General features: G+C 45.4%; 16 protein-coding genes and 1 pseudogene. 11 read left to right on the top strand and 6 right to left on the bottom strand.

Annotation, left to right across the window (positions count from 1 at the left end; all coding sequences use genetic code 11):
- Positions 1-115 precede the first annotated feature (115 nt).
- Both QUA88_RS02750 and QUA88_RS02745 read right to left on the bottom strand, forming a co-directional pair.
- The gene (locus QUA88_RS02750; protein WP_333270106.1) at positions 116-676 is read right to left on the bottom strand and encodes an SPFH domain-containing protein; all 561 of its coding nucleotides are present in this window, start codon (positions 674-676) and stop codon (positions 116-118) included.
- A 127-nt stretch (positions 677-803) separates the two neighbouring features.
- On the bottom strand, positions 804-1,349 hold the full coding sequence (locus QUA88_RS02745) for an NfeD family protein (protein ID WP_333211936.1): 546 nt from the start codon (positions 1,347-1,349) through the stop codon (positions 804-806).
- A 175-nt stretch (positions 1,350-1,524) separates the two neighbouring features.
- Between QUA88_RS02745 and QUA88_RS02740 the strand changes: the two genes are divergently transcribed.
- From QUA88_RS02740 to QUA88_RS02725, 4 genes are all read left to right on the top strand, one after another.
- Positions 1,525-3,276 carry an AAA-like domain-containing protein gene (locus tag QUA88_RS02740; protein WP_333270103.1) on the top strand — a complete coding sequence of 584 codons (1,752 nt, stop codon included), beginning with the start codon at positions 1,525-1,527 and terminating at the stop codon, positions 3,274-3,276.
- Between the two features lie 434 nt (positions 3,277-3,710).
- Positions 3,711-4,274, top strand: a complete 564-nt coding sequence (locus QUA88_RS02735; protein WP_333211940.1) for a hypothetical protein — start codon at positions 3,711-3,713, stop codon at positions 4,272-4,274.
- A 144-nt stretch (positions 4,275-4,418) separates the two neighbouring features.
- Entirely contained in the window at positions 4,419-4,607 is a 189-nt protein-coding gene (locus QUA88_RS02730) for a hypothetical protein (protein ID WP_333052839.1), read from the top strand.
- A 172-nt stretch (positions 4,608-4,779) separates the two neighbouring features.
- Positions 4,780-5,880, top strand: a complete 1,101-nt coding sequence (locus tag QUA88_RS02725) for an iron-containing redox enzyme family protein (RefSeq protein ID WP_333233582.1) — start codon at positions 4,780-4,782, stop codon at positions 5,878-5,880.
- 180 nt (positions 5,881-6,060) lie between these two features.
- On the opposite strand, the gene QUA88_RS02720 is transcribed toward QUA88_RS02725, so the two are convergent.
- Entirely contained in the window at positions 6,061-6,780 is a 720-nt protein-coding gene (locus QUA88_RS02720) for an SAM-dependent methyltransferase (protein WP_333270099.1), read from the bottom strand.
- 248 nt (positions 6,781-7,028) lie between these two features.
- Here QUA88_RS02720 and QUA88_RS02715 point away from each other — a divergent pair, with 248 nt between their 5' ends.
- Together QUA88_RS02715 and QUA88_RS02710 are read left to right on the top strand one after the other, a co-directional pair.
- Complete coding sequence (locus QUA88_RS02715; RefSeq protein ID WP_333052835.1) at positions 7,029-7,661, top strand: hypothetical protein; 633 nt, start codon at positions 7,029-7,031, stop codon at positions 7,659-7,661.
- 374 nt (positions 7,662-8,035) lie between these two features.
- A pseudogene (locus QUA88_RS02710) lies at positions 8,036-8,455 on the top strand (DUF4142 domain-containing protein); the annotation flags it as partial.
- Positions 8,456-8,626: 171 nt separating this feature from the next.
- Here the strand turns inward: QUA88_RS02710 and QUA88_RS02705 are convergent.
- Entirely contained in the window at positions 8,627-8,995 is a 369-nt protein-coding gene (locus tag QUA88_RS02705; protein ID WP_333270096.1) for a Lin0512 family protein, read from the bottom strand.
- A gap of 286 nt (positions 8,996-9,281) precedes the next feature.
- Between QUA88_RS02705 and QUA88_RS02700 the strand changes: the two genes are divergently transcribed.
- Both QUA88_RS02700 and QUA88_RS02695 read left to right on the top strand, forming a co-directional pair.
- Entirely contained in the window at positions 9,282-10,196 is a 915-nt protein-coding gene (locus QUA88_RS02700; RefSeq protein WP_333052831.1) for a branched-chain amino acid transaminase, read from the top strand.
- 164 nt (positions 10,197-10,360) lie between these two features.
- Positions 10,361-10,645 carry a tetratricopeptide repeat protein gene (locus QUA88_RS02695; protein WP_333052830.1) on the top strand — a complete coding sequence of 95 codons (285 nt, stop codon included), beginning with the start codon at positions 10,361-10,363 and terminating at the stop codon, positions 10,643-10,645.
- A gap of 22 nt (positions 10,646-10,667) precedes the next feature.
- Here the strand turns inward: QUA88_RS02695 and fghA are convergent, their stop codons facing one another.
- Both fghA and QUA88_RS02685 read right to left on the bottom strand, forming a co-directional pair.
- On the bottom strand, positions 10,668-11,522 hold the full coding sequence (gene fghA, locus QUA88_RS02690; protein WP_333211947.1) for an S-formylglutathione hydrolase: 855 nt from the start codon (positions 11,520-11,522) through the stop codon (positions 10,668-10,670).
- A 137-nt stretch (positions 11,523-11,659) separates the two neighbouring features.
- Positions 11,660-12,769 carry an S-(hydroxymethyl)glutathione dehydrogenase/class III alcohol dehydrogenase gene (locus QUA88_RS02685; RefSeq protein ID WP_333052929.1) on the bottom strand — a complete coding sequence of 370 codons (1,110 nt, stop codon included), beginning with the start codon at positions 12,767-12,769 and terminating at the stop codon, positions 11,660-11,662.
- A 218-nt stretch (positions 12,770-12,987) separates the two neighbouring features.
- Here QUA88_RS02685 and QUA88_RS02680 point away from each other — a divergent pair, with 218 nt between their 5' ends.
- The 3 genes from QUA88_RS02680 (at position 12,988) to sppA (ending at position 16,935) form a co-directional block, all read left to right on the top strand.
- On the top strand, positions 12,988-13,671 hold the full coding sequence (locus tag QUA88_RS02680) for an SDR family NAD(P)-dependent oxidoreductase (RefSeq protein ID WP_333052826.1): 684 nt from the start codon (positions 12,988-12,990) through the stop codon (positions 13,669-13,671).
- A 145-nt stretch (positions 13,672-13,816) separates the two neighbouring features.
- Positions 13,817-14,866 carry a type 2 isopentenyl-diphosphate Delta-isomerase gene (fni, locus tag QUA88_RS02675; RefSeq protein ID WP_333052824.1) on the top strand — a complete coding sequence of 350 codons (1,050 nt, stop codon included), beginning with the start codon at positions 13,817-13,819 and terminating at the stop codon, positions 14,864-14,866.
- A gap of 248 nt (positions 14,867-15,114) precedes the next feature.
- The gene (gene sppA / locus QUA88_RS02670) at positions 15,115-16,935 is read left to right on the top strand and encodes a signal peptide peptidase SppA (RefSeq protein WP_333052823.1); all 1,821 of its coding nucleotides are present in this window, start codon (positions 15,115-15,117) and stop codon (positions 16,933-16,935) included.
- Positions 16,936-17,163 lie beyond the last annotated feature (228 nt).

Below are 17,163 nucleotides of genomic sequence, written 5' to 3'. Positions count from 1 at the left end.
ATATCCTCTCCTTAAATGGTATATACAATGCGAATTATAGTCGGCGAGGCACAGCCTCTGGATCTGCGTTACCAGGAAGAGCCTGGTAACAATGAAAATGAGGAAATACTAATCTTTAAGCTCGCAGCTTTTGTACCTCTTTCCTGTCAATGGATGTGGGCTGAATCACTTTACTGCCGATCGCAAAATCGCGCAATTCCACTCTCGTAAACTTCACACCCCAAGGATCTGTCGTTGTATCCAACTCTTCCACTAAAGCATTATTAATCTCATGTCGAGCCGTGTAGAGTTCCTCAACAGATAATTTAGCAAGGTGAGTCCGAATTGAAAGAATCAGCATATTTAACATCGCTTCCTTGAGATTCTGCACTTTGTAGGAAGCTTTTTCTAAGTCAATGATTCGCCAGTACACAATAAAATCAACGGTGACGGCAACCCGATCGCGCGTTGTGCATTCTTGCGGTGGCAAGTTTAAAATTTGCTCGCGCAGAGTTTGTTTATAGGCGACTTGCTCGACAAAGGGAATCAAAAAGGTTATACCCGGTTCGAGTTTTTTTCGATCGTACTTTCCGAAAATTTCAACTAACGCCTCATCTCCTTGACGGACGATTTTTACACTGCTGGCTAAGGATACTCCGGTGATGGCAAACAATACCGTCAAAAAATAGTGATACATAGTGAATCTCCTGGTAAATAGTTGGCAGTTGACAGTTGACAGTTGATAGGGATTTCTTAGTCTCTTATAGAGGGACTTTGTTTGGCAAGAAGCGATTTCAATCGTCTAGTCATAAAAGAACTCAGATTTAGCCGTTGATGTGGATTAATCTGTCAGGTACAACAATCAGCGTGTTTCCTTCGCGGCGCAAAACGTAAACTTTTTGTCTGGGTGCGATCGCCCCTTGGGAATCTTCATTGCGAGCTTTCCACGAAGCCCCTTCATAAATCACCATTCCGGTTTCTCCGGGGAAAATTTCGGAGATTGTTGTCGCTTCCGTGGCTTCGGGAATCACAAACTTTTTGCGAACAATAAAAATTGGTCGAATCCAGATGCTCAGCGCGAGGGCTATCCCCATCCAGTAGAAGATTTGCCAGTCAAAATCTTCATACATTATGTTCGCCCAACTAAACTGAAATGCTACCGATCCTCTCCACAAAATAAATGATTCAATTACAGCCGAAGCTCCCATCATTAGCAGGTAAAATCTGTATTTTTGGGGCTGAGTTTTGATGATTAATAGCTCCATCGCACTAAGCACAACTCCGATCAGCAACCAGAATAGGGGCGGGGTGAAGGCGAAACCTGGTTGATTAGTGGCTGACGCCAGCGACCAAATTAGGATAGAATACACAATGCTTTTACCTCGTTTTGATGGGATTCAACCTTGTTATTTCTAATCTAATCAGGTGGCTATTTGAGTTTGCGACTGAGTTATTTGAAAATTCATCGACTTTTCATCGACTTTTCATCGACTTTAGGGACGGTTGGCATTTATGATGGTTTCAGTGTTTTGATTGTGATAAGCAATGCCACGATCGCTAAGGGTGCGCGAAGAGTGCATTCGCGCAGTTAAATCCTGTCTCCTGAGAAATGGCTTCCCCAGTCAAAAAATCCTGGCTGAGGATTTAGGGATGGCGCAATCTACTGTCAGCCATTTTCTGAATGGCAAACCTGTGGATTATGCCAATTTCATTGAAATTTGTCGCGGATTGGGGCAGGAATGGCGCGATATAGCCGATTTTGAGGCGAATTCAGAGCCAGAGGAGGTAGTGCTGGTGAGGGCCACAGTGGCGATCGTCCGATCGACCTCACACAAAACCCTTTCCCAGCAGTTACACCAAGCTTTGAGTGCGGGAGGCCACGAAGTCTTTTTTATTAACAACAGCAGCGACTCAGCCTCATATCTAAAGCGTTGCGATTATTTGCTGTTGCTGATTTCGGAAGAATCGGCCGCTAGCGAAATGGTATTGGAACAAGTGCAGCTAGCCAAGGAATTACACAATCTAACTGCTCACAAACCCGCAATTCTACCGATTTTAGTTGAATTAAATACACCGCTTTCCTTTGATTTACTGAGCTATTTAGCAGGAATTCAGCCCTGGCTGTGGCGCGGTGTTGGCGAGTCATTTAAGTTAATATCACAAATTTTAACCATTATCAAAGAAGGTCGCACATCGTTAACTGCCGACCATGAATTAGCTGTAGAATGGCAAGTAATTACTAGCACAAAACAGTCAATAATTCAACCCCTGCCAGCCGCGCCGCCAGAATTGCCGGGAGGACAAGTTGAACTCACTTCTTGTTTTTATATAGATCGCCCTCCGATCGAATCCCGCTGTTACGAGACGATCGCCCAACCGGGAGCGCTCATCCGCATAAAAGCACCCAGACAAATGGGCAAAACTTCTTTGATGGCGAGGATTTTGCATCACGCAGAACAGCAAGGTTCTCGCACGGTAGCGCTGAGTTTTCAGCTAGCCAATCGTAAAATATTCGCTAATTCAGATACATTTTTGCAGTGGTTTTGTGCTAGCATCGGTCAAGAGCTAGGAATGCTGGAGCAGTTGCCCAAGTGTTGGGAATTAGCCGATTTAATTGGCAGTAATCAGTGCTGCAAGGCTTATTTTGAACAGTATTTGCTGTCAGAATCCTCAAAACCTCTGACGTTAGGCTTGGATGAGAGCGATCGCCTGTTTGAATCGCCGGAAATTGCCGATGATTTTTTTGGGTTATTGCGAGCTTTGCATGAAGAAGCAAAACGGCGAGATATTTGGAAAAAGTTTCGTTTGATTGTGGTGCATTCGACGGAAGTTTATATCCCGCTGGATGTGAATAAATCGCCGTTTAATGTAGGGTTGCCCATTGATTTGCCTGAGTTTAATTCGCAGCAAGTGCAAGATTTGGCTAAACGGCACGGATTGAATTGGAGTGGGAATGAAGTTGGAGAAGTGATGGGGTTAGTGGGCGGAAATCCTTATTTAGTGCGCCTAGGAATGTATCATATTTCCCGTCAAGATGTGACTTTAGATCGGTTAGTGAAAGAATCTGCAACTGAAGCGGGAATTTATAGCGATCATTTGCGGCGGCATTTATGGAATTTAGAGAAATACTCGGAATTAATGGAGGCGATGAGAGAGATTGTGAGTGTTTCCCAGCCAGTTAGATTGAGGTCTGAATTGGGGTTTAAGTTAAATAGTATGGGGTTGGTGAAATTGGATGGAAATCATTGCATTCCGAGATGTCGGTTGTATCAGGAGTATTTTGGCGATCGGCTATAAGCCCAGAGAAACCGGGTTTCTGACAAAAAACATTGGGTTTATTGCAAAGTCTTGGCCACAAACCCGGTTTCTAACCCTGCGATAACTCCAGAGAAACCGGGTTTCTGAGCAAAAATCTCAGGTTGATTGCAAAGTCTTGGCCAGAAACCCGGTTTCTGTCACAGGTCTGCGTTGCGTAACTCCTGGAAAAGTCGATGAGAAGTCGATGAGAACTCACTCAAGTTCTCAAATAGCCACCTGATTTAATAGAGACATCGAGCGAAAAAGATGAGACTATGAGAAACTTACACCGTCTTGAATTCACCGCTGACAGAAAAGCTCGCAAAGCCAACACACCCAATATTTCCTCTGTGATAGTAAGCCTACTTATTTCTGGGTTCACTATATTTTTTACAATTTCTTATTTTCCAGTTTTGCCAAAAATTAATTTGCCAATGACGTTCCTGGATTTGGGATTTTTAATTTTACCTGCTACTTTCATAGCAGCGATCGCTACTAGGAAGTTGGTACGAGATATTAAAAACCTGTGGCGAAATTACAGCAGACTAGCTTTATGTCAGACATCGATCCTTTTTTCTAGTTTATTGCTTCTGATGATTGGATTCAACCAGGCTTTATACCACGAGAATCCAGTGAATAACTTTAATGCTTATGTCAAACACCGAGAAGAAATCGTCGCTCTAATTCATTCAGGGCAATTAAAAGGAGAGAAACAAAGTTCAACAGACGATTATAATCGGGGAATAAAAATTAGTTTACCTGAAAAATTTAAAGGGCTGTCGCGGGGAGGAGAAGTCAGGGCGATCGCAAAGGGCGGAGTGCTGGAAGTTATCTTTATTCATAGCACTATGGGATTCGGAGACGGAACTCGCTATTTCATCTATCGCTCAGACAGCGATGAACGGAAAATTTCCTTTTTTATACGTAAACAAAAACATCCTTTCGTGAACCTCAAAAAATTAAAAAATCGATGGTTTTATTTGGCGCTCTCCTACTGACAAAAAATTAATACGCTTACTCGTCTGAAAACCGCTCATGTAAAACATTCTGTCTAGAAGCAGAATGTTTGCGATTGCTTCACGCAGTGAACAATGACAAGAACGGGGGTTGTAAACCCGGATATAGTATAAATATCGACATTAATGAGAATCTCATGTTACCTGAAATTATCAAATAAGATTAAGGATATTAGCCTGAATGTTGTTGTCCTTTCAGGAGGTATCAAAGCGTGGCGGCAAGCAGTGCCGGCTCCAAAAGATGCTCAGATATTAGCTCCAATTACTTTGGGGAGTTTGATAAAGTCTCCGTCAGTCACCCTGCTTTCGGAATGAATCGGGGCAGTTGTGACCAATTAGATTTTTGTCAAATCTCTATCAATAGAAAGGTGTATCGTGCTGACAGATTAGCTATCTTCAAGAAAAGTAGCCATAATCCTCAGCAATCAGCAACGGTTGGCTGTTTGGGCAGGCACCACAATAATTAGAGTTAGCATAACTTTATTCCATGCAAAACACCCTAGAGATACTTCCTTCTTCCGACTCGCCGAGTCTTCCCAAAAAGCAGCCCGCACTTCCAAATTACGAAGCAGCCGATCGCCAATTTGTCAATTTGCTAGAAGTCGAGGATTTAGACAAGACGGTGGCGGCAAAACCGTTACTTGTCAGCGATTTTGAAAGCGCGATCGCCTATGCAATTCAAGCAGCTTACCAACAGGAACCGGGCGATGAGGCCGCTCACCGCTTCTTGCAGCGCATACTTTACCGCATCAACCGCCTCAACTTGTTTTGGTACGACGATTTGCGCCGCTACAATAACGAGCGATCGCACTATTTGCGTTCCGTGCGCGATCGCATTGAGGAACCTTGGCAGCAGTGGGAAATCGCACAAATCGACGTTGCAGCGCTGCAAAAATTGCCGGATGTCAAGCAAGCGCTGCGCGATCGCGCCGCGGCAGATGTCGATCCTCCGCTAACTGAGCTCGATCGCTACCAGCGGGAACAGATGACTGAAGAGGGATACAAACACCTACTGGCGATCGCCTCCTTCGACGGTTTAGTGGAAGCCAGCCGTGTTTCTCGCATCATCGGCGGTGCCGGCAACGAAATTCAGTGCACCCTTACGCGAGTGCTGATCGAAGAATACGGCGGCGGTCGCCTCCCGCGCAAGCACTCGACCTTTTTTGCTCAAATGCTGGCAGAATTCGATATGAGTACGGAACCGGAAGCGTACTTCGATTTAGTGCCTTGGGAAGTGCTCGCAAGTATTAATCACAACTTCCTGCTGACGGAACGCAAGCGCCATTTTCTGCGCTATAACGGCGGACTCACATATTTTGAGGTGGCGGGGCCTGTGGCTTACCGCAATTATCTAGCCGCCGCCCAGCGTTTGGGCCTCTCGCACGCTGCGATGGGTTATTGGGAACTCCACATCAAAGAAGATGAACGTCATGGCCGGTGGATGTTGGATGAAGTGGCGATCCCGCTGGTTGATAGATACCCGCAGGAGGCTTGGGAACTGGTGTTGGGGTACGATCAGGAGAAGTCGATCGGCGATCGGGCTGCTGCTGCTGTGGTGCGATCGATCCAAGCGGCAGAACGGAATTAACAGCTATATCCTAGGGTGGGTCAGAGACTGATGCACCCTAGATTGTGCACCGTTCTCAATAAGCCTTTTAGGAACAGGCAAGATGCCTGTTCCACAAGAAATACACTCTTTGTGGAACAGACATCTTGCCTGTTGCTGACCATGGTGGAACAGGCATCTTGCACCTACCAGGCCTGTATTTTAAAATGCTGTCATTAACTGAATTAGCTCGATCGACAAATCTCTGGGCGACTTTTGGTGCTTCTTAAACAAAACTCCAGCCAGCAGATAGATATTTTCCGAATAAAAAGCCATTCCCTGTTCTCTGAGAGTGGCGATCGCGCTTTTCACCTTCGGTTCCGAGCTATAATAGCCAAAATTTAAAGGTGCAATTTCAAAATTCGCAACCGAGTAGCCTCGATCCAAGGCATAATCGATCAAACCCACAGGATTAGAATAGCTAGAAACCATCAGCAAAACTTCATCGCAGCCCAAAGATAAAAGTTTTTTAGCAATTGTCGAACCATCACTCCCGCCGTGCAACAGAGGCTGGTAAATCTTATCATCCACCGCCGGCAAGTAAGGGGGATTTGAGATGACACAATCCGCCGACTCGTATAAAGGCGAATCAAAAAAAGAGCAATTGTTGACGGTGTATCGTTCGCTCAGTTCATATTGCTTAATTTGAGACTGAGCAATTTTCCAAGCTACATTATTTAGCTCAAATCCCTGTATCGTCCCATCAAAATCACTTCTCAGCAAAGACTTAATAACCGGACTTCCCTCTCCTGAACCAAACTCTACGATAAATCGATAATTGTCACTAGCATTTAACACTAAACTTTCCAAGCAGTGCGCGTAAAAATCCGATTCTTCCGGGCAGTGGAATACCTGTTTGAGAGGATGCGATGAAGTGAGCATAAATTCTGTAACAAAGTTAACTATTTTAAAATTATCGAATCAGTAATATTCCAGCCATCTGTCGCAAGAGCTATTTAATCAACTTGTGCAATCTATCTCTTCCTGTTTTACCTGGTGCGATCGAATAACTATAACTGCAGGCAGATTCTCCAATTACCTAGATTAATCCGATTGACAGATTGCAATTAGAGCGATTGCTGCTGAGATAGTACCTAAGCAAATAATTGTAAATTTTAATAGTTTCAGATATGACCTTTTTTAATTGTTCAGTTCCGCCTCTGCGCCGGAAACAGCTTAACATCGAGGTTCCGGAGTTAGAAGGGCTTTGGCAGGTTCAGTTTCCCCTTGGCAAAGATCGATTTTATTCACAATTTTATACTTGTCTCGATCGAACTTGCTTGCTGTGGAGCTTGCTGTTAATACCCATGTTCGGCACAGCACAATTTTTTTCGGTGAGTTGGATGCTGCAAGCCGGTTTGTGGTCAGCGCTCAGCCTCGTAGGTACAGCCGCAATGGTAAGCATGACATACTCTTGGGTCAAAATAGAACGCCTGCTTTGGGTGCTTTACGGTTGGGTAATACTAATGTTATTAGGATTGCTGCTGACCGATTTAGCAATTTTTCTCAGTTGGGGAAAAGTATTGGCGAATCTCTGTCCCCTGTGGTTGGGAATGAGCGGAATAGGGTATTTGGGGACTGGATTTGCAGTGCGATCGCGCGCGCTTTTAGCCGCAAGTTTACTTCACCTGGTGGGAATTTTGATTTTGCCTTACACGGGCGGTTGGTCTTTCCTATTTACGGGAACCGTAATGGTATTTAGCTTGCTGGTTTTAGCCGAATTGCAATGGGATATGCGCCAGCCGATTAACAGGCTCGATTAACTTGTGTACCACCGCGATTCCAACAGCTATCAACGTAAAGCATTAATCACAAGTGATGAGTAGATTGCTAATGACTGATGAGATCATGCCCGCTAGAATAACGTCACTGCAATTGGTTGGTAGTGAGGATTCTTCCTTATCATCAAAAGTTGAGGAATGAAGCCCTCACTACACAGCTAATAGGGGTTATGTTAGCGGACACGATATAGCAATCCTCGCATCAGTTGTACAAATATGTAGGGGTAGTGCTAAGAGTGCCTACCCCCCACGGATCGGGGCAACCACGGGGGGTTTGCCCTACAAAAATTACACAATTCATTTAGGATTGCTATAGCGAAACTTCGCCTAATTCTCTCAGCAGCCAAGACAAAAACTTTGCCATGCAAGCAGGTCAAATTGGTATGATGGAAGTGCAGCTCGGCAAGTTAGCCGTGGAGCGCGGTTCTAGTGCTAGTGTGAAACAATACGGGCAAGAAATGGTTGAGGAACACACCCAGGCTAATGAAGAATTGATGCAGTTAGCAATGCAAAAAGAGGTAAAACTGCCAACCGAAATGAGTACCCAGAACAAAGCTTTGATGGAGCGACTTTCGGGACTCTCTGGTACAAGTTTTGACAGGGCTTATAAGCAGGCTATGATCGACAGCCACAATCAGGCTATTGCTTTGTTTCAAGCTCAATCTCAACAGGGACAAGATCCCGAATTGAAGGCTTGGGCAACCCAAAAGTTGCCGAACCTTCAGGCGCACTTGCAAATGGTTAACCAAATGTTGGCAGATACCAGTCAGCCGTAATATCAGGTAGAGGAGGTAGAGTCCGATCGCCTAAAAGCCGATCGCACTCTACTTTTCCTAATTCGAGACTTAGCCTAAATTAATCATTTTTTTACACACAGGCGTTCGATCGCCCGATCGCGGAAACAAGCAAGTGCGATCTGGCGATTTATTCAAAGAACACCAAATTAATTAGTCCTCAGTTTCGACAAAAACAGTCACAGCCGCCACAGCGATTAGCATTTCATCATTTTTATCATTCAGAGAGGCGATCGCCCTTCCTGGCACAATCATGCCTCCTTGCTCCACAATCAGAGTTTTGCTGCCAAAAGGCAGCACCGCCAACACCTCCTGTTCCCGCACTTGTTCCGGGTAAGGAACAGCCACCTTAACCTCAACAATCATCTGATTCGGGTCAGTCAAACCCGCCACTTCCCAGACGCCTAGGAGAGCATTGTGGGCGATCGCATTTCGTACAGCCCTTGCACAGGCTACAGTCGGTTCCTGCCCGTGCTGGTCTATACCCATCCCCATCTCAATGATGAAACATTTACGTGCCATAGTTGCCCCTTGGTTGATTTTTATTTTTAGTTGATCGCAGTTTTTCCCAAAACAATTATCAACCAAAATGACCGCACTTTATATTATTTTATCGATTCCTCGAATAACACAATAATCATCTCATTTAATCAAAAAAAGGTAACTTTTGACCAGAGCCAAACTGATATCAAATCAGTCCTTGTAAATCTAAAATCTAAAATCTAAAATCTAAAGTGGTATAACTTATGGTAATATAACCAAATTCAGCTTTCCTCGCGGACTGCCAAACTCATCGCCAGCTTGAATCATGGATAGTTTTCTACCAATTGCCTACTTTCAAAACCAATTTCTCCCATTTACCGACGCCAAAATTTCCATAGCCACCCACGCACTGCACTACGGAACCGGAGTTTTAGGCGGGTTGCGGGGAATTCCAGACCCCCAAAATGCCGATCGAATATTGCTATTTAGATTAGACCGCCACTGTCAAAGATTAAGTCAAAGTGCCCGCTTCCTCAACTGCGATTTACCAGCCAGCAAAATCCAACAAATAATTATTGATTTTGTCCAGAAAAACCAACCAACAAAATCATTTTATATCCGCCCTTTTATCTACACATCCAGTTTAGGAATTGCCCCCCGACTGCACAACGTAGAAACCGACTTTTTTGTCTACGGATTAGAACTTTCCGACTATTTGCCCAAAGAAGGAGTCAACTGTAGAATTAGCTCTTGGTACCGCCAAGAAGACCGCAGTTTGCCCTTAAGAGGTAAAATTAGCGGCGCCTACATCACCTCAGCTTTAGCCAAAACCGAAGCAGTAGAATCCGGCTTCGACGAAGCAATTATGATGAACACTCAGGGAAAAGTCAGCGAAGCTTCAGGGATGAACATATTTGTCGCCAGAAACGGTAAATTAGTTACTCCCGGTTTCGAGCAAGATATTCTCGAAGGAATTACCAGAGACAGCGTAATCACAATCGCCAGAGACTTAGGAATTGAAGTCATAGAAAGACCCGTTGATAGATCAGAACTGTTGATTGCAGACGAAATTTTCCTCTGCGGAACCGCAGCCAAAATTACGCCAATTAAGCGAGTAGAAAACTATCACTTGCCCAAAAACCGACCCATCACCGAAAAGATTTTGGACAAACTAACCGGGATTATCGAAAATCGCGACAGCAATTATAAAGACTGGGTATTTCCGATTGATCTTAATTAACCGTTTGTAGTGAGGAGTTCAGTCCTTCTTTTAAGGACTAAATTCCTCACTACAAACCATCAACGGGACTGCCGTGTCCTTACACCCGTCTGCTCTATTTCATCGGCTTAAAAACTTCTATATCGACGCTCCAGAATTAACTACATCGATAATTAAGAAATGCTATGGAAGCTCGAGAATTTTACGAACAAGGATTCGACCTCGGTCGCAGGGGGCTGTACGAGGAAGCAGTTGCAGCTTTTACTCAAGCAATAAATCTCAATCCTGACTTTGTAGAAGCTTACATGATTCGTGCTACAGCTCGAAGTGGAACAGGAGATTTACAGGGGGGAATTGAAGATTTTGAGAAAGCTATGGATATCTACAGGTCTAGAGGACAATCGCAAATAGCTGATATGCTTTTAGTCCCCTGGAGTGCGCTGCACAATGAAATTAGGTTTAAGGACTAAAGTCCTTACTACAAACTAAAGTTCACTCACACAAAGCAGCCGCGTGAAATTGAATATGATCCTCGATAAAACTAGCTATAAAATAATAGCTGTGATCGTAACCTTCCTGCATCCTTAAATTCAGGGGCTGTCCCGCTTTTGCACAAGCTTCCGCGAACACTTCCGGCAACAACTGCCCATCAGCAAGAAACGAATCAGCCGTGCCGCAGTCAATCAGAATCGGACGGTTGTATTGCGCCTCAAGCACCAATTCGCTAGCATCCCAAGCCCTCCAAATCTCTTTGTCGCTGCCGAGGTAGTTTGCAAAAGCTTTTTGTCCCCAAGGGCAGCGCATTGGCGCGGAAATCGGCGCAAAAGCGGAAACTGAAAGATAGCGAGATCCATTTTTCAACGCACAAATTAAAGCCCCGTGTCCGCCCATCGAATGACCGAAAATTCCTTGTTTTTCCGGTATCGCCGGAAAATTGTCGGCGATTAAATTCGGCAATTCATCAACCACATAACTGTACATTCGATAGTGAGCATTCCAAGGTGCGGCTTTCGCATCAACATAAAAACCTGCACCACTTCCTAAATCCCAATCGTCATCTTCCCCAGGGATGCCTGTATTGCGCGGGCTTGTGTCGGGCGCAACCAGCATTAACCCGTATTTGGCCGCAAATTGTTGCGCCCCCGCTTTTGCCATAAAGTTCTCTTCTGTGCAGGTTAAACCTGATAGAAAATACAGGACGGGTACGGGTTGAGATAAAGCTTGCGGCGGCTGATAAACTGCGAATTTCATCTCGCTGTTGCAGGTTGAGGATTGATGGCTGTAAAAGCCGAGTTTGCCACGGAAACTTTTCTGTTCTTTGTGCAGTTTTAGGGAGTCTGATATCATGTTAATTCTATTTCATTTTTGAATTAGATTTTTTTTAACCGCAGAGGGCGCAGAGGGCGCAGAGGAAGAGAGAAGAGAGAAGTTATGTTGGGTGCGCGGAAGAGTACCTTCTTCCTTCTTCCTTCTTCCTTTTTCCTTCAAAATGTCAAAACTGTGCGAATTACTTCGCCTTTGTGCATTAAATCAAAGGCTTCATTGATTTTGTCGATCGGCATTACCTGAGTTACCAGACTGTCAATATCAATTTTACCGTCCATGTACCAATCCACAATCTTAGGCACATCAGTTCGGCCTTTTGCGCCACCAAAAGCCGTCCCTTTCCAAACCCTACCAGTTACTAGCTGAAACGGGCGGGTGCTAATTTCTTGACCGGCTCCCGCTACCCCGACAATTACGCTCACGCCCCAACCTTTGTGGCAGCATTCTAAAGCTTGGCGCATCACATTAATGTTGCCGATACATTCAAAACTGTAATCAGCGCCGCCTTTGGTTAAATCTACTAAATAAGGCACTAAATCGCCTTCGACTTCGCGGGGATTGACAAAGTGAGTCATGCCGAATTTTTCCGCCATCTCTCGCTTGTCGGGGTTCAAGTCTACGCCGACAATCATGTTAGCTCCCACCATGCGAGCTGCTTGAATTACATTCAAACCCACGCCGCCCAAACCGAAAACTACCACATTAGATCCCGGCTCTACTTTCGCAGTATTGATGACAGCGCCGATGCCAGTTGTTACGCCGCAGCCGATTAAACAAACTTTATCAAAAGGAGCATCTTCGCGAATTTTGGCTACCGCAATTTCTGGCAATACTGTATAATTAGCAAAGGTAGAAGTTCCCATGTAATGGTATAGTTTCTGCCCATCTATGGAAAATCGGCTCGTGCCGTCGGGCATCACTCCCTGGCCTTGAGTCAGGCGAATTGCTTGACAGAGGTTAGTTTTGCGGCTCAAACAATATTCGCAGTTGCGACATTCGGGAATGTAGAGAGGAATTACCCGATCGCCCACTTTGACACTCGTGACTCCCGGCCCAACTTCTGCGACAATCCCGGCTCCCTCGTGGCCTAAAATAGCCGGAAACAAGCCTTCTGGATCGGCACCGGAAAGAGTGTAAGCGTCAGTGTGACAAACACCCGTGGCTTTAATTTCCACCAGCACCTCTCCAGCCCTCGGCCCATCTAGATCAACCGTTTCAATGCTCAAAGGTTTGCCGGCACTGCGAGCAACTGCTGCTTTTACTTTCATGCTTTCTCCCTGCGATCGATTTGTCAATTCACCAGTCATTCGATTTTAGATTTTAGATTTTAGATTTTGGATTGACTTGCGCGAGATTAATTCGGGGGACGCAAGGATTTTAGATTTTGGATTGACTTGCGCGAGATAAATCACGTGGCGGGTACCACATGAAGAAATTCTTGGTCAAGATGTATTGTATTACTTAATGTCAAACTTGGAGCAAATCTATGACAAAATTAATTGTAATTACCGGAGTCAGTCGCGGTCTAGGTCTTGCCATGACCGAAAAGTTTATTGAATTGGGACATACAGTTGTGGGATGCGCCCGTTCTTCCGAAGCGGTGGAAAAACTCCGACAAAAATATAGTGCGCCCCACCATTTTACTTGTTTGGATGTCACCAACGACGATCGAGTAAAAGCTTGGGCCACAGAAATGCTGGCAAAAAATGCTCCCCCAGATTTGTTAATTAATAATGCAGGCGTAGCTAATCATCTCGCGCCTCTTTGGAATATCAGCAACGAAGAATTTTCTCAGGTAATTGATGTTAACATTAAAGGTACAGCTAATGTAATTCGTCACTTTGTCCCGGCAATGATTGCTCGAAAAAGTGGCATAATTGTCAACTTTAGTTCTGGTTGGGGAAGGTCAACTTCGCCGGAAGTCGCTCCCTATTGCGCTTCCAAGTGGGCAATAGAAGGACTTACGCGATCGCTCGCTCAAGAATTGCCCGCAGGTATGGCAGCATTTCCTTTGAATCCGGGGATAATTCACACCGATATGCTAGACATTTGTTTCGGAGAAGATGCGGCAAATTACCCATCAGTCAAAGCATGGGTGCAAAAAGCAGTTCCTTTTTTACTCAAGTTGAAAGCTTCAGATAACGGAATGCCGCTGACTGTTCCTGGATAATACAACAACCCTTACAGGATTTGCGAACCTCTCTCCTTTCTTCTCCTCTGTGCCCTCTGCGCTCTCTGCGGTTCATAAAAAAAAATCAAAAATGAAATAAAATTGCTATATTCCCAAATCACAACTCTTTCCCCAAATAGCCACAGTGAACTTGCCGCTAACCTCCCCCTCGCAAACCGAAACCCGCAAAGCAGACCACCTGCGGATTTGCCTCGAAGAAGACGTACAATTTCGCGAAACTACCAGCGGCCTCGAACGCTACCGTTTTGAACACTGCTGTTTGCCAGAACTCGATCGCACTGAAATAGATTTAACCTCCACATTTCTCAACAAAAAACTAGCCGTTCCCCTGCTAATTTCCTCAATGACCGGCGGCACAGAATTAGCCCAGACAATCAATTATCGCCTCGCCGATGTCGCGCAAGAATACAAACTAGCAATGGGAGTCGGTTCCCAGCGAATTGTTGTAGAAAATCCTCAACTCGCTCCTACATTTGCCGTCCGCCGCCGCGCTCCAGATATTCTGTTATTTGCAAATATCGGAGCCGTTCAATTAAACTACAATTACGGTTTGGAACAGTGCCAAAAAATCATTGATATTCTCGAAGCAGATGCCCTAATTTTGCACCTCAATCCGCTGCAAGAGTGCGTCCAAACCGAAGGCGATACTAACTTTAAAGGACTGCTAGATAAAATTGCCAAATTGTGCGATAAATTACCAGTACCAGTTATTGCTAAAGAAGTCGGCAACGGTATTTCAGGAAAAATGGCAAAGAAATTGCTCGCCGCCGGGGTAGGTGCGATCGACATTGCCGGGGCCGGAGGCACTTCTTGGGCGAAAATAGAAGGAGAGCGAGCTAAAGATGGCAAGCAGCGCAGGTTGGGCGCAACCTTTGCCGACTGGGGAATACCGACAGCCGAGTGCATTGTCAGCACCCGCGCCGTAGCGCCGGATGTTCCTCTGATTGCCTCTGGAGGCTTGCAGAATGGGTTGGATGCAGCGAAGGCTCTCGCCCTTGGCGCGGATATTGCGGGACTGGCGCGGCCGTTTCTACAAGCTGCTGCGGAATCGGAATCCGCCGCAGCCCTTCTAGCTGAGGTTTTAATTGCAGAAATCGCCACCGTGATGTTCTGTACGGGCTGCGGTAATTTGGATGAGCTAAAACATTCTGGGGTTTTGGAAAGGTTAAGATAAAAGTGAGTCAGCAGTCAAAAGTCATTAGTCAGCAGTCAAAAGTCATTAGCTAATAACTACGACAGAGGATAATTGCTAAATCCTAGTTGCAGGAATTACCCATAATATCGTTTCCGCTGGCATCGGAAAAATATCATTCCGATTGCAGTGCGAGCGGGACGCTCGTCTCGGTATCATTCCACTCTCACCGGATATACTCTAACTAATGACTATTGACTATTGACTAATAACTAATTACCAATTATCTAATGAAAGATTTCCTAAAATATACCTGTGCAAGTTTACTGGGAACCTTCCTAGGATTGTTGCTGCTGGGCAGCATCGGATTGGGGGGACTGGTACTACTAATTGCTCTGGCGGCATCGTCGTCTAAAGATTCAGGCCCGCAAGTTAAAGATAAGTCTGTATTGGTATTAGACCTTTCTTTAAATATTACCGACAGCAAACCGAGCCGCAGCACTAGCGCGGCGATTGAAGAAGTGCTTTCGGAAGATTCCGGCGATACAGTGACGCTGCGGACTGTTTTAGACACGATCGAATATGCGAAAAAAGACCCGAAAATCGTTGGCCTTTATCTTGAAGGCAGCTCAAATTCGAGCAGCAGCGGGTTTGCCAATCTCAAAGAAGTTCGATCGGCCTTGCAGCGTTTCCGAGATGCCAAAAAACCCATTTTTGCTTACCAGATGGACTGGAATGAGCGAGATTATTACCTCGGTTCCGTTGCTAATACAATTGCCGTAAATCCTTACGGCGCTTTGGAAATCAACGGTTTTAGCAGTCAGGCAATGTTTCTCACTGGTGCTTTGGAAAAATACGGCGTGGGAGTGCAAGTCACTCGCGTCGGCAAATACAAGTCAGCCGTTGAGCCGTTTTTGCTGACAAAAATGAGTCCCGAAAATCGCCAGCAAACTCAAAAGTTGCTCGGAGATATGTGGGGAGAATACCTGAAAACTGTCGCCCCAAGTCGCAAAGTGACTGTGCCGCAACTGCAAGCGCTTGCAGATAAGGGCGGAATTTTGATGGCTGACGAAGCTCTCAAAAACAAGTTAGTTGATAAAGTTGTATACTTTGACGAAGTATCGACAGAACTCAAAAAACTCACAGGAACCGATCGCGAAAACAAATCTTTCAAGCAAATTAGTTTGAAAAACTACGCGAGAATTGCTGAAAATAAAAACTCAACTCGCGCTGACAAGAAAAACCAAGTTGCTATACTTTACGCTGAAGGAGAGATTGTAGACGGCGAAGGGGGCCCGACTCAAGTAGGAGGCGATCGCATCGCTCAAGCAATGCGGAAAATCCGAGAAGATGACGACGTAAAAGCCGTAGTTTTGCGCGTCAACAGTCCCGGAGGCAGCGCGACGGGGGCCGAAGTAATTGCACGCGAAGTAATGCTGACGGGGAAAAAGAAACCAGTTATTGTTTCAATGGGCAATTTAGCAGCATCCGGTGGCTATTGGATTTCGATGGGTTCCAACCGCATTTTTGCCGAACCGAATACGATTACCGGTTCGATAGGCGTTTTTGGAATGCGGTTCAACGCCGAAAAGTTGGCTGCTAACAACGGCCTGACTTGGGACGTGGTGAAAACCGCCCGCTTTGCAGATATTAACACGGTTTCCCGCCCGAAAAATCCTCAAGAATTGGCGAATATTCAGAGGAGAGTCGATAGCATTTACGATCGATTTATTACTAAAGTCGCCACCGCCCGCAAACTGCCGAAAAACCAGGTACAAGAAATTGCTCAAGGCAGGGTGTGGTCTGGTACGGCCGCGAAACAGTTGGGTTTAGTGGATGAAATTGGCGGTCTTGAAGATGCTGTCAGAGAGGCTGCTAAGCAAGCTAAACTAGGCGACGATTGGAAGGTGGAAGAATATCCAAAACGCCGCACTTTGGAGGAGCGAATTTTGGAAAGACTTTCAGGCGTTCACGTTTTGAAACCAGCCGCCAAACTCGACCCGCTAACTGCCGAATTTAAGAAAATGCAAGAGGAATTGGCTGCGATCAAGTCGATGAACGACCCGCAGGGGATTTACGTTCGCTTGCCTTTCAATTTGCGGATTGATTAATTAATGCCAAATCCGGGATTTTTACCCCTTTATTCTTCACTCCCCCTCTGTGCGGACGAAAGTTTTGCTCTTGAACCGTTGCAAGCGCTGAGTCCGATCGGGGTTTTTAACCCGGATTTGGTAAAAGTAGGCTGACAAGCGAATTTCTTGATGGTACCCGCCACGTGATTTATCCGTGGAATCAATCCAAAATCGAAAATCGAAAATCACTTATTGCCCCCGCATTTA

Origin of the sequence: Microcoleus sp. D3_18_C2 (genome assembly GCF_036702395.1) — a bacterium.
In the GTDB taxonomy this organism is placed as follows: Bacteria; Cyanobacteriota; Cyanobacteriia; order Cyanobacteriales; family Microcoleaceae; genus Microcoleus.
The sequence above is the reverse complement of the archived record's forward strand: the minus strand, read 5'-3'. Positions and strand labels throughout refer to the sequence as shown.

What these genes read in the sequence shown, in the direction of transcription:
- QUA88_RS02750 (WP_333270106.1), bottom strand. Translation starts at nt 676, where the DNA reads ATGTATCACTATTTTTTGACGGTATTGTTTGCCATCACCGGAGTATCC.
- QUA88_RS02740 (WP_333270103.1), top strand. Translation starts at nt 1,525, where the DNA reads ATGCCACGATCGCTAAGGGTGCGCGAAGAGTGCATTCGCGCAGTTAAA.
- QUA88_RS02735 (WP_333211940.1), top strand. Translation starts at nt 3,711, where the DNA reads ATGACGTTCCTGGATTTGGGATTTTTAATTTTACCTGCTACTTTCATA.
- QUA88_RS02730 (WP_333052839.1), top strand. Translation starts at nt 4,419, where the DNA reads ATGAGAATCTCATGTTACCTGAAATTATCAAATAAGATTAAGGATATT.
- QUA88_RS02725 (WP_333233582.1), top strand. Translation starts at nt 4,780, where the DNA reads ATGCAAAACACCCTAGAGATACTTCCTTCTTCCGACTCGCCGAGTCTT.
- QUA88_RS02720 (WP_333270099.1), bottom strand. Translation starts at nt 6,780, where the DNA reads ATGCTCACTTCATCGCATCCTCTCAAACAGGTATTCCACTGCCCGGAA.
- QUA88_RS02715 (WP_333052835.1), top strand. Translation starts at nt 7,029, where the DNA reads ATGACCTTTTTTAATTGTTCAGTTCCGCCTCTGCGCCGGAAACAGCTT.
- QUA88_RS02705 (WP_333270096.1), bottom strand. Translation starts at nt 8,995, where the DNA reads ATGGCACGTAAATGTTTCATCATTGAGATGGGGATGGGTATAGACCAG.
- QUA88_RS02700 (WP_333052831.1), top strand. Translation starts at nt 9,282, where the DNA reads ATGGATAGTTTTCTACCAATTGCCTACTTTCAAAACCAATTTCTCCCA.
- QUA88_RS02695 (WP_333052830.1), top strand. Translation starts at nt 10,361, where the DNA reads ATGGAAGCTCGAGAATTTTACGAACAAGGATTCGACCTCGGTCGCAGG.
- fghA (WP_333211947.1), bottom strand. Translation starts at nt 11,522, where the DNA reads ATGATATCAGACTCCCTAAAACTGCACAAAGAACAGAAAAGTTTCCGT.
- QUA88_RS02685 (WP_333052929.1), bottom strand. Translation starts at nt 12,769, where the DNA reads ATGAAAGTAAAAGCAGCAGTTGCTCGCAGTGCCGGCAAACCTTTGAGC.
- QUA88_RS02680 (WP_333052826.1), top strand. Translation starts at nt 12,988, where the DNA reads ATGACAAAATTAATTGTAATTACCGGAGTCAGTCGCGGTCTAGGTCTT.
- sppA (WP_333052823.1), top strand. Translation starts at nt 15,115, where the DNA reads ATGAAAGATTTCCTAAAATATACCTGTGCAAGTTTACTGGGAACCTTC.